This window comes from Streptomyces sp. JLBT605 (genome assembly GCF_058215555.1).
On the sequence record NZ_CM177087.1, the window covers coordinates 2347087 to 2361087 of the forward strand.

Consider the following 14001-nt stretch of genomic DNA (forward strand, 5'->3'; position numbering starts at 1 on the left):
ACCGCGGTCGCCAGTCGATCGCGATTTCGGTAGCCGCGCTCGCGGTCAGTCGCGCTCGCGGTTCCGGAAGGGGTGCAGCAGGTGCGACAGGTGCCAGCCACGGGCGGGCGCGGCCGGTTCCTGGGCGCGCGGGCCCGGACCCACCGGCTCCTGGGCCGGCACCAGCGGGCCGGCCATCGGCTGGTAGTCGCGCCCGGCGAAGTGCCTGACCTGGCCGGACCGCATGATCCGGACGACCTGGCCGCCGCAGTTGGCGCAGCTGGGACGGGTGAGCGGAGACGGCACGCGCTCACCGCCCGCCCGGTACACCACGAACGGGCTGCCCTTGGCGTCCACGTGGTGCTCTATCTCGTACGCCTGCTCCCAGCCGTGCCCGCATCGCATGCAGGCGAAGGCGTACGCCTCGTGGACGACCTCGCGAGACGTGGTCTGCACGGGGGTGTGGACGGTCGACGGGGCACCGCTCGCGGCGCCCGATGTACGCGTGGTCTCGCTCATGGCAGCAGCTCCTCTTGCCCGCTGGACAAGTCGTCCGGGATTGAACGTCCCACCTCCCAGTGGACGCCTTTCCCGACGGGACCGCAGCAGCCCTACCCGCTCCTTGGGGCAGATTTGGCGGCGAGATGCCGAAACGCCCCTGATACGCGGTTCGGGCTTTGCTTTTCACGATAGTCCTTTACCTGTCCGTGGGCCTGCCCACGGACAGGTGGCCGGTTCCGGCCGGCGCCCGGTGAACCGTTTCCGGCCACCGCCCGGTGGCCCCGGTTCCGGCCGGCGCCCGGCGGGCCGGTCGCGGCCAGGAAGGCTCAGCCGCCCGCGGGACCGGCGTTCTTCGCCGCGACCACCGCGTCGAAGACCTCCCGCTTGGGCCGGCCGGTGTCCTGGGCGACCGCCGCGATGGCCTCCTTGCGGCGCTCCCCCGCCTCCTCCCGCACCGCGACCCGACGGGCCAGCTCAGCGGCGTCCAGCACCTCCGCACCCCGCTCGGGGGCGCCCTCCACCACGATGGTGATCTCGCCGCGCACGCCCTCGGCCGCCCAGGCGGCCAGCTCCGCCAGCGGGCCGCGGCGGACCTCCTCGTAGGTCTTGGTCAGCTCGCGGCAGACGGCGGCGCGGCGGTCCGCGCCGAAGACCTCGGCCATCGCGGCCAGGGTGTCATCCAGCCGGTGCGGCGCCTCGAAGTAGACGAGGGTGCGGCGCTCCTCGGCCACCTCACGCAGCCGGCCGAGCCGCTCGCCCGCCTTGCGCGGCAGGAAGCCCTCGAAGCAGAAGCGGTCCACCGGCAGCCCGGAGACGGCGAGCGCGGTGAGCACGGCCGACGGGCCGGGCACCGCGGTGACCGTGATGCCGCGCTCGACGGCCGCGGCGACCAGCCGGTAGCCGGGGTCGGAGACCGAGGGCATGCCCGCGTCGGTGACCAGCAGCACCCGCGAGCCCGCGGCCAGGGCGTCGACCAGCTCGGGGGTGCGAGCGGACTCGTTGCCCTCGAAGTAGGAGACGACCCGGCCGGCCGGGCGCACGTCGAGGGCCTGGGTGAGGCGGCGCAGCCGCCGGGTGTCCTCGGCGGCGATCACATCCGCGGCCGCGAGTTCGGTGGCCAGCCGCGGCGGCGCGTCCGCGGTGTCGCCGATCGGGGTTCCTGCCAGTACGAGCGTTCCAGTCACACCGACCATCCTCGCAGGGCGCCGGGGTTCCCCGTAGCCGGTGCGCGTCCCCCGGGCCCGAGCCCACCCCGCCCGAGGCCACCACTCGAGGTGACGCGACGCGCGAAGACACGTTCCCTACGATGGCGCGGTGACCAGTGACACCGCGACCCGGGCCCCGCAGGGCCGAGCCGCCGCCCGGCAGCCCTCCTGGCAGCGCCGGTTGCGCCGCTTCGGCTACGTCGGCCGGCCGCACACCGATGTCCGCGACCGGCTGGTGCCGCCGTACGCGGAACCGGACGTCCGGCTGTTCGCGATGCTGGGCGCGTCTCCCGCCGCGGCGGACCGGATGGCGCGGTGGACCGGCTGGGCCGGGCCGCTGGTCGTGGCGCTCTTCGCCGGGCTGCTGCGCTTCTGGCGGCTGGGCAGCCCGAACAAGGTCATATTCGACGAGACGTACTACCCCAAGGACGCCTGGTCGCTGCTCCACTACGGGTACGAGACCACCTGGCCGGAGAAGGCCGACGCCCGGATCCTGCGCGGCGACATCCCGCTGACCGACACGCCCGCGTATGTGGTGCACCCGCCGGTCGGCAAGTGGGTCATCGCGGTCGGCGAGCAGCTCTTCGGGCTGACCCCCTTCGGCTGGCGGTTCATGGTCGCCCTGCTCGGCACCCTCTCGGTGCTGATGCTGTGCCGGATCGGGCGGCGGCTGCTGCGCTCCACCTTCCTGGGCTGCCTGGCCGGTGTGCTGCTGTCGGTGGACGGGCTGCACTTCGTGATGAGCCGCACCGCCCTGCTCGACCTGGTGCTGATGTTCTTCCTCCTGGCGGCCTTCGGCGCTCTGCTGGTGGACCGGGACAAGGCGCGGGCCCGGCTGGCGGCGGCGCTGCCGGTCGGCACCGACGGCTTCGCCCGGCCGGACGCGGAGGTCGCCGAGCGGCTGAAGCTGGGGCTGCGGCCGTGGCGGATCGCGGCCGGTGTCTGCCTGGGCCTGGCCTGCGGCACCAAGTGGAACGGCCTGTACGTACTGGCCGCGTTCGGCCTGATGACGGTGGCGTGGGACATCGGCTCGCGGCGGGTGGCGGGCGCCCGGCATGTTTACCGAGCGGTGGGCCGCCGGGATCTGCCGTGGGCGTTCCTGTCCACGGTTCCGGTGGCGATCGGGGTGTACATCGCCTCCTGGACCGGCTGGTTCGCGGGCAGCGGGACGTACTCGAAGAAGACCGGCTGGCGGCACAGCGGCTACTTCCGGCACTGGGCGGAGTCGCCGGAGCCGGGCGGCGGCGGATACAGCGACAGCGGGCCGTTCTCCTGGCTGCTCAATCCGCTGCGCAGCCTGTGGCATTACGAGCACGAGGTCTACAAGTTCCATGTGAAGCTGGACTCCCCGCACATCTACGAATCCAACCCGTGGAGCTGGCTGGTCCAGTCCCGCCCGGTCTCCTACTTCTACGAGTCGCCCGCGCCCGGCCAGTCCGGCTGCCCGGCCGGCACCACCGAGAAGTGCGCCCGCGAGGTGCTGGCGCTGGGCACCCCGCTGCTGTGGTGGACCGCCTGCTGCGCGCTGGTCTACCTGCTGTTCCGGTGGGCGCTGCGCCGTGACTGGCGGGCGGGCGCGATCCTGTGCGGGGTCGCGGCCGGGTATCTGCCGTGGTTCCTCTACCAGGACCGGACGATCTTCTCGTTCTACGCGGTGGCCTTCGTGCCGTTCCTCTGCCTGGCGGTGGCGATGCTGATCGGCGCGCTGCTCGGGGGCCCGGGGGGCTCGGAGACCAGGCGGGTGGTGGGCGCGGTCGGCGCGGGCACCCTGGTCCTGCTCATCCTGTGGAACTTCATCTACTTCTTCCCGATCTACACCGGCCAGACGATCACGGTCGACGACTGGCGCGGCCGGATGTGGCTGGACACCTGGATCTGACCGCCGGGGCGTTTCTCGGTAAGGTGCGCGCACCGCGCCTTCGTCGGGTGATGAAGGCTTTTCAGGAGCTGTGGGGGTTCTCGCATGCCAAGTGGCGCCAGAGCCGCGGTCGTCGGTGGCGTTTTCGTCATGCTCGTCGGTACGGCCGGTTGCGGGGGCGGCGGCTCGTCCGCGTCCGGCCGCGAGGACGGCGGCAGTGGCATCAAGGGCGGGAAGCCGGTGACCAAGCGGCTGCCGTCCGGTCCGCCGAGCGCGGCCGAGGTCCGGGCCACCACCAAGGACTTCCTGGCGGCGTGGGCGGCGGGTGACACCGCGAAGGCCGCGTCCCTGACCGATGACGAGCGAGCCGCCACCGCCGCGCTCACCTCCTTCCGCAAGGACGCCCACATCGGCACGGTGCGCCTGGTGCCCGGCCGCCGGAAGGGCGGCACGGTGGCGTTCTCGGTGAACGCCGAGGTGGCGTACGCCAAGCAGCGCGCCCCGCTCGCCTACGCCTCCACGCTGACCGTGGTGCGGGACAAGACCACCGGCAAGGCGGTCGTCGACTGGCAGCCCTCGGTAGTGCACCCGGGGCTCAGGCCCGGCGACACCCTGCGGACCGGCCCGGCCGACGCCCCGCCGATCAAGGCCGTGGACCGGAACGGCAAAGAGCTCAAGGCCGCCGAGCACCCGGCGCTCAAGGCCGTACTGGCGGGCCTGCGCGAGCGGTACGGCAAGCAGGCGGGCGGCACGGCGGGCGTGGAGACCTGGATCTCCCGCGCCAAGAAGACCACGAGCGGCAAGGGCGCCGACGGCAAGCGGCTGCCCGACGAGACGCTGAAGGTGCTCTCCAAGGGGACGCCGGGCACCCTGCGCACCACCATCGACGCGTCGCTGCAGACCGTCGCCGAGCAGGCGGTCGCCAAGCGCTCCAAGGCCGCGGTGGTGGCGGTCAAGCCGAGCACCGGGGAGATCCTGGCGGTCGCCAACGCCCCCGCCGAGGGCTTCAACCTGGCCTTCCAGGGCTCGCTGGCGCCCGGCTCCACGATGAAGGTCATCTCCTCGGCGCTGCTGATCGACAAGGGCCTGGCCGGGTACGGCAAGCCGCACCCCTGCCCGAAGTTCTCCTCGTACGGCGGCTGGAAGTTCCAGAACGACGACAAGTTCCAGATAGAGGGCGGCTCGTTCGCGCAGTCCTTCGCGCGCTCCTGCAACACCGCCTTCATCAGCCAGGCGCCGAAGCTCGCCGACGACGACCTCACCAAAGAGGCCCGTGACGTCTTCGGGATCGGCCTGAACTGGCAGACCGGGGTGGCGACCTTCGACGGGTCGGTGCCGGTGCAGAGCGACGCGCAGATGGCCGCCTCGCTGATCGGCCAGGGCGGGGTGCGGATGAACCCGCTGAACATGGCGTCGGTCGCGGCCACCGTGCACAGCGGCGTCTTCCGGCAGCCGTACCTGGTCTCGCCCGCGCTGGACCATCGCACCCTGGCCAAGGCCGCCCGGTCGCTGAAGCCGGGCACCGCCAAGCAGTTGCGCGACCTGATGCGGCTCACCGCCACCTCGGGCACGGCGGCGCAGGCGATGTCCGGGGTCGGCGGCGACATGGGCGCCAAGACCGGTTCGGCGGAGGTGGACGGCCAGGAGAAGCCGAACGGCTGGTTCACCGCCTACCGCGGTGATCTCGCGGCGGCGGCCGTGGTCCCGGCCGGCGGACACGGCGGCGACACGGCGGGCCCGATCGTGGCATCGGTGCTGAAGGCGGGCTGACGCCCGACGGGATGAGTCCGGGCGGGGACCCGGCGCGCCCTGCGGGGCCGCCGGATCCCCGCCCGGTTCCGTTTCCCGGACGGCGCCGGCGCGACGGGCGCCGGCGCTACGGGTTCCGGTGCGACGCGCTCCGGCACGGGCTCCGGTGCGACGGGCTCCGGCACTCAGGTTCCGGCGCTCGCGTTCCGGCTCGACGGGCTTCCGCTCCCGGTCTCCGGTGCGGCCGAAAGCCCCTGTGAGGCGGGCGACATCACCTCGCGTGGCATGTACATCCACCGCTACCGTCACATCATGATCGCTTGCCCTGAGCGCACCCTTCCCCGTCCGCGACGCTCCCTCGCGGGTCCACCGCGCCCCCGTCCCGGCGCCGGGACGGCGGGCGGGACACCATGACCCCGCTGATAGCCGCAGCGGTCCTGCTGGCCGCGGTCACGCACGCCAGTTGGAACGCCATCGCCCACGGCATCAAGGACCAGCTCCTCGCCTTCACCCTGATCGCCGGTGGCGGCGCGGCCATCGGGGCCGGGCTCGCCTGCTTCACGCCGCTGCCCGCGGCCGGGGCCTGGCCGTATCTGATCGCCTCCGCGCTGCTGCACGTCGGCTACCAGGTGCTGCTCATGCGGTCGTTCACCCTCGGCGACTTCGGCCAGATGTATCCGATCGCCCGCGGCACCGCGCCGCTCGCGGTGACGGTGCTCGCGGCGCTCCTCGTCGACGAGACGCTGAACGCCTGGCAGGCGGCCGGAGTGGCGGTCGCCTGCGCCGGCCTGGTCGGAGTGGCGCTGTGGGGTTTCAGGGGCTCCGCGGCCCGGCCGCACTGGCCGGCGCTGCTCGCCGCGCTGGCCACCGGTCTGTCCATCGCCGCGTACACGGTGGTCGACGGTCTGGGCGTGCGGGCCTCGGACACCCCGCTCGGCTACATCGCCTGGCTGATGGTCCTGGAGGGGCTGATCGTCCCGGCGTACGCCTGGGCCCGCCACCGGGGGCGGCTGATCGCCCTGGTGCGGCCGTTCGCGGTCCGCGGGCTGCTCGGCGCGGCGATGTCCGTCGCGGCGTACGCGCTGGTGCTGTGGGCGCAGACCAAGGCGCCGCTCGCCCCGATCGCGGCGCTGCGCGAGTCGTCCATCATCGTCGGCGCGGCGATCGGCGCGGTCTTCTTCAAGGAGCGCTTCGGGGGGCCGAGGATCGCGGCGGCGGGCCTGATGGTGCTGGGCATCGGCCTGATGCTGCGCGCCGGCTGAGGCGGCGGGGCCCGCGGATACGCGTCGGCTGAGCCCACGGCGCTTTGCGCGCCGGCCGGGCCCGCAGGCCGTGGCGGGCGGCGCCGGCCCGTGGGCGGCGCACGCCGCGGCGGGCTTCCTACGGAGCACGCGGCGGGCCGAAGCCGGCTACTCCGCCACGTACGTCCACTACTCCGCCAGGCCCTGCACCCTCTCGTGGGTGTGCTCCTCGATGTCCCGCACCGCGGTGTGCAGCAGCTGGTGCGCCAGGTCCGACAACGCCCGCGCGGCGGCGAGTTCGTTGCCGATGGCGGGGACGTTCTCATCGGCGGGATTGGTCCGCGCCGAACCATCGCCAACCAGCACCACACCTTCCTTGCCGGTGAGCCGGGCCTCGCACATGGTGACCCGGTCCACCGCGGTGATGCTCATCTGTACGTTCCAGTTCACGCCCATGGTGATCACCGCCTCCTGCCCAGTGCCCACTTCCCATGGTCACACCGATGGAGGCGGCGCACACCTCAGCCCCGGTCGATCACCTGGCGCACGGCCCGCACCAGCGCCTGGGCGCGCGGGTCGGCGGTGACGCCGCGCTGCATTCCGTTGGTGACGTAGCCGAAGCCGATGCCGGATTCGGGGTCGGCGAAGCCCAGCGAGCCGCCGCGGCCGGGGTGGCCGAAGGAGCCGGGGCCCAGCAGCGGGGAGGCTGGGCTGTGCAGCATGTAGCCCAGGCCGAAGCGCGTGTTGACCACCAGCACCCGGTCCGGTCCGGCGGACTCCTCGGTGCGCGCCAGGGTGACCGTGGCGGGGGCGAAGAGGGCGCGGCCGTACGAAACGGGGCCGATCAGCGCGGCGTAGAAGCGGGCCAGGCCGTCCGCGGTGGCGACCCCGGAGGAGGCGGCGAGCTCGGCGCCGCTGTACGCCGGGTCGTTCTCGTCCGGGGTGGGGGTGATGGCGGCGAAGGCCCGCCGGGTCAGCGAGGTGGGGTCGTCGTACGCCTCGGTGACCGACCGCTTGGGGCGGACCCGCAGCCCGGCCGAGGCGGGCGGCACCGGGGCCTGGACGGAGGCGATCCGCCCCAGCCTGCCACGCTCGGCCTCCGGCAGCCCTATCCACAGGCCCAGGCCCAGCGGGCGGGCGATCTCCTCGGCGACCCAGCGGCCGATGGTGCGCCCGGTGACCCGGCGGACCAGCTCGCCGACGGTCCAGCTGTAGGTCTGGGCGTGGTAGCCGTGCGCGGTGCCCGGCTCCCAGACCGGCTGCTGGGCGGCGACGGCCCGCGACCCGGAGACGCCGTCCGCGGCCTCGGCGGTGGTGAGCGGGGTGTCCAGCACGGGCACCCCGGCACGGTGCGAGAGCAGGTGCCGCACCAGCACCCGCTCCTTGCCCGCCGCCTTGAACTCGGGCCAGTACCTGCCGACGCGGGCGTCCAGATCGAGCTGGCCACGCTGGTGGAGCAGGAGGGGCACGGCGGCGGCGACACCCTTGGTCGCGGAGCGGACGACCTGGGCGGTGTCCCGGGTCCACGGCACCTCGCCGTCCGCTCCCTCGCCATCGGCATCCTTCGTGCCGCCCCAGAGTTCGACCACCTTGCGGCCGTGCAGGTAGAGGGCGAGTGCGGCGCCGCGCTCACCGCGCCGCGCGAAGTTCTCCGCGAAGGCGTCCCGGACCGGTTCGAAACCGTCCGCCACCGCGCCCTGGACGTCCACCACTGATGCACTCCCTGCCATGACCGTCGTCGCCTGGTCCCCTGTCGGTCCCCCATGGTGCAACAGCGCGCCGGCGGCGCATCATCCCGGGGCGGGGAGGTCCGGCGGGTGGCGAAGCGGTCAGCCGCGCGGGTCCGGGACGGTCACCGACCTGGGGTCGAAGCCGAACGGCAGCTCCAGGCGGTGCTCCCGCATCAGCCCCTCGTCGCAGAGCAGGTCGTGGGTGGTGCCGTCGGCGACGATCACCCCGCCGCTGAGCACCACCGAGCGCGGGCAGAGCTCCAGCGCGTACGGCAGGTCGTGGGTGACCATCAGCACGGTGACGTCCAGGGAGCGCAGGATGTCGGCGAGTTCGCGGCGGGAGGCCGGGTCGAGGTTGGAGGAGGGCTCGTCGAGCACCAGGATCTCCGGCTCCATCGCCAGCACGGTGGCCACCGCCACCCGCCGCCGCTGGCCGAAGGAGAGGTGGTGCGGCGGCCGGTCGGCGAACTCGGCCATGCCGACCTGCTCCAGGGCAGAGGCCACCCGGCGCTCCAGCTCGGCTCCGCGCAGTCCCGCCGTGGCCGGGCCGAAGGCGACGTCCTCCCGCACGGTCGGCATGAACAGCTGGTCGTCGGGGTCCTGGAAGACGATGCCGACCCGGCGGCGGATCTCCGCGAGGTGCTTCCGGCCGACCGGCAGCCCGGCGACGCCGACCGTGCCCGCGCCGGGCTCGAGAATGCCGTTGAGGTGGAGCACCAGGGTCGTCTTCCCGGCGCCGTTCGGCCCGAGCAGCGCCACGCGCTCGCCCCGGGCGATGGTCAGGTCCACGCCGAACAGGGCCTGGTGGCCGTCGGGGTAGGCGTACGCCAGGCCGGACACCTGGAGGGAGGGCGGCGGGGGAGGCGTCATGTCATCCATCCGGTGAGGGTCCATCCGGTCAGGCAGACCGCCAGCGCGGCCAGCGGCAGCGCGGCGGCGTACGCCCACTGGGCGCGGGTCGCGGTCACATCATCGATCACCGGCATGCTGCCGGCGTAGCCCCGGCTGATCATGGCCAGGTGGACCCGCTCACCGCGCTCGTAGGAGCGGATGAACAGGGCCCCGGCGGACTTGGCGAGGACGCCCCAGTGCCGCACTCCGCGGGCCTCGAAGCCGCGCGAGACGCGGGCGATCCGCATCCGCCGCATCTCGTCACTGATCACATCGCCGTAGCGGATCATGAAGGAGGCGATCTGCACCAGCATCGGGGGCATCCGCAGCCGCTGGAGTCCCAGCAGCAGGGCGCGGAGCTCGGTGGTGGCGGCGAGCAGTACGGATGCGGCGACGCCCAGGGTGCCCTTGGCCAGGATGTTCCAGGCGCCCCACAGCCCGGACTCGCTGAGCGACATCCCCAGCACCTGGGTGCGCGGGCCCTCGGCGACGAACGGCATCAGCAGCGCGAACGCGACGAAGGGGATCTCGATCAGGAGCCGGCGCAGCAGGAAGCGGGCCGGGACGCGCGCCACCGCGGCGACGGCGACCAGCAGCAGCGCGTAGGCCCCGAAGGCCCAGACGGCCTCGCGCGGCGTGGCGACGACCGCCAGCACGAAGCAGACCACGGCCGCGATCTTGCAGTGCGGAGGGAGTTGGTGCACCGGCGAGTGCCCCCGCCGGTAGAGCTTGTGCGCGTGGCCCGCCCCCATGTCAGACCGTCTTGTTCCGCTGCTCGGACCCCGAGGCGACGGGCTCCGGCGACGCGGCGGACTCGGCGAGGCTCTCGAGCTCGGGCAGGCCGCCGGGCTCGGGCAGCGCGGCCGGGCCTGCCTCGGCGGACTTGCGGCGGCGGACCACCACGAAGACCCCGGAGCCGACGGCGAGGGTGGCGCCGACCCCGATCACCCCGGCCAGCCCGCCGGACAGCCGCGGGTCGGTGATGTCCTCCACGCCGTAGTCGGCGAGCGGGGAGTCCTTCGCGGCGTGCTCCTCGGCCTTCCTGTCCATGCCCTTGTCGTGGGCGACCTTCTCCAGGCCGTCGGGGTCGGCGGAGGCGTAGTAGCTGACGATGCCGGCGCAGGCGAGCGCGGCGGCCAGCCCGCCCAGCCACAGCTTCCGGTTCGATCGGGGCGCCGCCTGCGGCGCGGGCCGCGAAGCGGGCTGCTCCGCGGCCCCGGGCTCCGGCCGCGCCGCGGGCCGCTCCTCCCCGTCACGCTGCTCCCCGACCCGTGCCGTGGACCGTGCCGTGGCCCCCGGGACCGCCGGGGTGGCGACCTGGACGGTGCGCAGCTGAAGCGGACGGGACAGGCCCCGGGCGCCGTGGACCAGGTCCGGGCGGACGGCGATCACGGCGCCGACGGTCAGCGCGGTGATCACCGCCTCGCCGATGCCGATCAGCGTGTGCACGCCGACCATGGCGGTGAAGACCTTGGTCACGGAGACGTCCGTGGTGCCGCCGACGGCGAAGATCGCGGTGAAGGCGATGGCGGAGGCCGGTACGGAGACCAGCGCGGCGACGAAGGAGGCGACGGTGACCGTGCGCCGGCCGCGCGGCCCCACCTTCACCAGCGCCCGGAAGATCCCGTACGCCACGACGGTGGTGACCACGGCCATGTCGGTGATGTTGACGCCGAGCGCGGTGAGGCCGCCGTCCGCGAAGAGCACGCCCTGCATGAGCAGCACCACGGACACGCACAGCACACCGGTGAAGGGGCCGACGAGGATGGCGGCCAGCGCGCCGCCCAGCAGGTGTCCGCTGGTGCCCGCGCCTACGGGGAAGTTCAGCATCTGCACGGCGAAGATGAAGGCGGCGACGAGACCGGCCAGTGGCGCGGTCCGCTCGCCGCCGGGGCCGGTGCCGAGGCCGTCAGCGCCCGCGGTGTCCGCGAACTCCTTGCGTGCGCCGCGCAGACTGACCGCGACGGCGGCGGCCGCGACCGCGCCGGTCGCCACCGACACCGGGGCGTCGATGAATCCGTCGGGGACATGCATGCTTCGAAGCTCCGTATCCGGGGGGTTCGTGATCGGCCGCGGACATCCACGCCAGGCCATACCAGGCCATGGATATCCGCTCGATGATAGTGGCCAGATGCGAAGGGTTTGCAAGAGCTGGACGAGTGCGAGAAGCCCGTTCGCGGCTCCACCGGTGGCGCCTGCGGCCATTCGGCCGAATGCTGGGGAGACGGGTTACCTGCCTTGCGGAGGTGACACGACCATGACGACGGTCGCCGAGGAGAGCCCCGCGAGCCCCGCGCCGCCGGCCGCGCTGGGCCGGCGGCACACCAATCTGGTCTTCACCACGATCGTGCTCGGCATGCTGCTGGCCGCGCTCGACCAGACGATCGTCTCCACCGCGCTGCCGACGATCGTGGCCGATCTGGGCGGTGGCGGGCACATGGCGTGGGTGGTCACCGCGTATCTGCTCGCGGAGACGGTGTCGACGGTCCTGGTCGGCAAGTTCGGCGACCTCTTCGGCCGGAAGGTGATCTTCCAGATCAGTGCGGTGGTCTTCGTCGGCGGCTCGGTGCTGGCCGGCGCTGCGAACAGCATGGTGATGCTGATCGTGGCCCGCGCGATCCAGGGCTTCGGTGGCGGCGGGCTGATGGTCACCGCGATGGCGCTGATCGCCGATGTGATCCCGCTGCGGCAGCGCGGCAAGTACCAGGGCGCGCTGGGCGCGGTCTTCGGCGTCACCACCGTCGTCGGACCGACGCTGGGCGGGGTCTTCACCGACCACGCGACCTGGCGCTGGTGCTTCTACGTCAACGTGCCGATCGCCGCCGTGATGATCGTGATGGCCGCCCGGACCATTCCGGCGGTGAAGGCCGCGGTCCGGCCGGTGATCGACTACGCCGGCATCGTGCTGGTGGCGCTGGGCGCCTCGGGCCTGGTGCTCGCCCTGGAGTGGGGCGGCAACGAGTACGCCTGGGGGTCGGCCGTCATCATCGGCCTCTTCACGGCCTCCGTGCTGCTGCTGATCGCCTTCGTGGCCGTGGAGCTGCGGGCCGCCGAGCCGACGCTGCCGATGCGCCTGTTCCGCAATCCGGTGTTCGCCGTCTGCTGCACGCTCAGCTTCATCGTCGGCTTCGCGATGCTCGGCGCGCTCACCTACCTGCCGACGTACCTGCAGTTCGTGGACGGGGTCTCGGCCACCACGTCGGGGGTCCGCACCCTTCCGATGATCGTCGGCCTGCTCGGCACCTCGATGCTCTCCGGGATCGTGGTCAGCCGGACCGGGCGCTACCGCTACTTCCCGGTGGCGGGCTGCGCGGTGATGGCACTGGGCCTGTACCTGATGTCGACGATGGGCCCGGACACCGGCGTCTGGCTGGTGTCGCTCTACATGTTCGTGCTGGGACTGGGCATCGGCCTGGCCATGCAGGTGCTCACCATCGCGGTGCAGAACACCGTGTCCTACCACGAACTGGGCTCGGCCACCTCCGGGGTGACCTTCTTCCGCACCCTCGGCAGCTCCTTCGGCACCGCGATCTTCGGCACCCTCTACAGCAGCCGGCTGGAGACCGACCTGCGCGCGGCGTTCACCGACTCCCCCGGAGTGCCGCCGGAGGTCGCCCAGAGCCCGCAGGCGCTGCGTGATCTGCCGGACGCGCGGGCGGCGCCGTTCATCGACGCGTACGCCGACAGCATCAACTACGTCTTCGGGTGGGTGGTGCCGGTCGCCGCCGCCGGCTTCGTCATCGCCTGGTTCCTCAAGGAAGTGCCGCTGCGTGACAGCTCACGCGCCGGGGCGGCCGACATGGGCGAGGGCTTCTCCGCCCCCGACTCCCCCGACGCCGAACGCCAGCTGGAGCGGGCGGTGGCCGGGGTGATGCGCCGGGCGAAGGAGCCGGTGGACCGCCTGCTGATCGCCGAGTCCGGCTCCCCGCTCGGCCCCGGCGACGCCTGGGCCCTGGGCCAGATCCACTGGCGCACGCGGCTGCGCGGCCGGGCGCCGCTCAGCGAGATCGCCGCCGCCCACCGGATGCCACCGGAGGTGCTGGAACCCGCCTTCACCCGGGTCGCCGCCGCCGGTTACGCCCACCGGGACGGCGACGAACTGTCGCTGACCCCCGCCGGCCAGACCGAGATCGACCGGCTCGGCACCGCCTGGCGGAGCTGGCTGGACGAGCGCCTGGAGGACTGGGACGTGGTCGGCGACGCGGCGGACCGGCAACGGCTGGACCGCGCGCTGGACCGGATCGCCGCCAAGCTCCTGGAAGAGGCCGAGGAACACCAGTCCCACGCCCCGGTCTGACCAAGCGCTCCCGCGGATAGGCGTTTGAGGGTCGGCGGCGGGGCGGTTGCGCCAACGACGGGTCTGACAGCCGGACTTCGCTCGGCATGCGAGCGACATTTTGTCGACTTAGCATGAAAAACAGCGCCTGCTAGTCGATTACTGCCCGAGCAGGAAAGCAGGGCCACATGATGTACATGATGCGCGAGGTCTACCAAGCTGAACGCGGGAAAGCGCCGGAGATCGTGGCGGCTTTCAAGACCCTCACCAAGGTGTTTGAAGAGGCCGGGTACGCGAACCGGCGAATCTACGTCGATTACGCCGGTCCCATGGACACGGTCGTCTGCCAATGGGAATTCGACAGCCTCGACCAGTACTTCACCATGGAGCGATCGTTCTTCGTGAATCCGGATGAGAACGCCCAGTCACTGATCGATACGCTCAACAGCAACGCGGTATCCGGCTACAAGGAGATCTACGAGGTCATCCAGTAGCGGATCGCCTGGGCGGCAGAGACCACCGTCATGCGAAGGGGCGGGGCCGGGGAGAATCCCCGAACCCCGCCCCGCCC

General features: G+C 72.8%; 12 protein-coding genes. 5 read left to right on the forward strand and 7 right to left on the reverse strand.

Annotated elements, in window-relative coordinates; genetic code table 11:
• Positions 1–45 precede the first annotated feature (45 nt).
• Positions 46–498, reverse strand: a complete 453-nt coding sequence (locus AC4BDD_RS10515; RefSeq protein WP_490690731.1) for a hypothetical protein — start codon at positions 496–498, stop codon at positions 46–48.
• Positions 499–806: 308 nt separating this feature from the next.
• Entirely contained in the window at positions 807–1664 is an 858-nt protein-coding gene (rsmI, locus tag AC4BDD_RS10520; protein ID WP_490690732.1) for a 16S rRNA (cytidine(1402)-2'-O)-methyltransferase, read from the reverse strand.
• Positions 1665–1794: 130 nt separating this feature from the next.
• On the opposite strand from rsmI, the gene AC4BDD_RS10525 reads away from it, so the two are divergent.
• The 3 genes from AC4BDD_RS10525 (at position 1795) to AC4BDD_RS10535 (ending at position 6554) form a co-directional block, all read left to right on the forward strand.
• Entirely contained in the window at positions 1795–3564 is a 1770-nt protein-coding gene (locus tag AC4BDD_RS10525; RefSeq protein WP_490690733.1) for a dolichyl-phosphate-mannose--protein mannosyltransferase, read from the forward strand.
• 84 nt (positions 3565–3648) lie between these two features.
• Positions 3649–5313, forward strand: a complete 1665-nt coding sequence (locus AC4BDD_RS10530; RefSeq protein ID WP_490690734.1) for a penicillin-binding transpeptidase domain-containing protein — start codon at positions 3649–3651, stop codon at positions 5311–5313.
• A gap of 389 nt (positions 5314–5702) precedes the next feature.
• Positions 5703–6554, forward strand: a complete 852-nt coding sequence (locus tag AC4BDD_RS10535) for an EamA family transporter (RefSeq protein WP_490690735.1) — start codon at positions 5703–5705, stop codon at positions 6552–6554.
• Positions 6555–6722: 168 nt separating this feature from the next.
• Here AC4BDD_RS10535 and AC4BDD_RS10540 read toward each other — a convergent pair whose 3' ends face one another.
• From AC4BDD_RS10540 to AC4BDD_RS10560, 5 genes are all read right to left on the reverse strand, one after another.
• Positions 6723–7019 (reverse strand): DUF1876 domain-containing protein, encoded by a 297-nt coding sequence (locus tag AC4BDD_RS10540; protein ID WP_490690736.1) that lies wholly within the window; start codon positions 7017–7019, stop codon positions 6723–6725.
• A gap of 35 nt (positions 7020–7054) precedes the next feature.
• The gene (locus tag AC4BDD_RS10545) at positions 7055–8263 is read right to left on the reverse strand and encodes a serine hydrolase domain-containing protein (protein WP_490690737.1); all 1209 of its coding nucleotides are present in this window, start codon (positions 8261–8263) and stop codon (positions 7055–7057) included.
• Positions 8264–8362: 99 nt separating this feature from the next.
• Positions 8363–9142 (reverse strand): energy-coupling factor ABC transporter ATP-binding protein, encoded by a 780-nt coding sequence (locus tag AC4BDD_RS10550; protein WP_490690738.1) that lies wholly within the window; start codon positions 9140–9142, stop codon positions 8363–8365.
• Positions 9130–9906 carry a cobalt ECF transporter T component CbiQ gene (cbiQ, locus tag AC4BDD_RS10555; protein ID WP_490690739.1) on the reverse strand — a complete coding sequence of 259 codons (777 nt, stop codon included), beginning with the start codon at positions 9904–9906 and terminating at the stop codon, positions 9130–9132. The genes AC4BDD_RS10550 and cbiQ overlap by 13 nt, the downstream gene beginning before the upstream one ends.
• Position 9907: 1 nt before the next feature.
• Complete coding sequence (locus AC4BDD_RS10560) at positions 9908–11188, reverse strand: energy-coupling factor ABC transporter permease (protein ID WP_490690740.1); 1281 nt, start codon at positions 11186–11188, stop codon at positions 9908–9910.
• Between the two features lie 223 nt (positions 11189–11411).
• On the opposite strand from AC4BDD_RS10560, the gene AC4BDD_RS10565 reads away from it, so the two are divergent.
• Both AC4BDD_RS10565 and AC4BDD_RS10570 read left to right on the forward strand, forming a co-directional pair.
• The gene (locus AC4BDD_RS10565; RefSeq protein WP_490690741.1) at positions 11412–13451 is read left to right on the forward strand and encodes an MFS transporter; all 2040 of its coding nucleotides are present in this window, start codon (positions 11412–11414) and stop codon (positions 13449–13451) included.
• 179 nt (positions 13452–13630) lie between these two features.
• Positions 13631–13924 (forward strand): hypothetical protein, encoded by a 294-nt coding sequence (locus tag AC4BDD_RS10570; RefSeq protein WP_490690742.1) that lies wholly within the window; start codon positions 13631–13633, stop codon positions 13922–13924.
• Positions 13925–14001 lie beyond the last annotated feature (77 nt).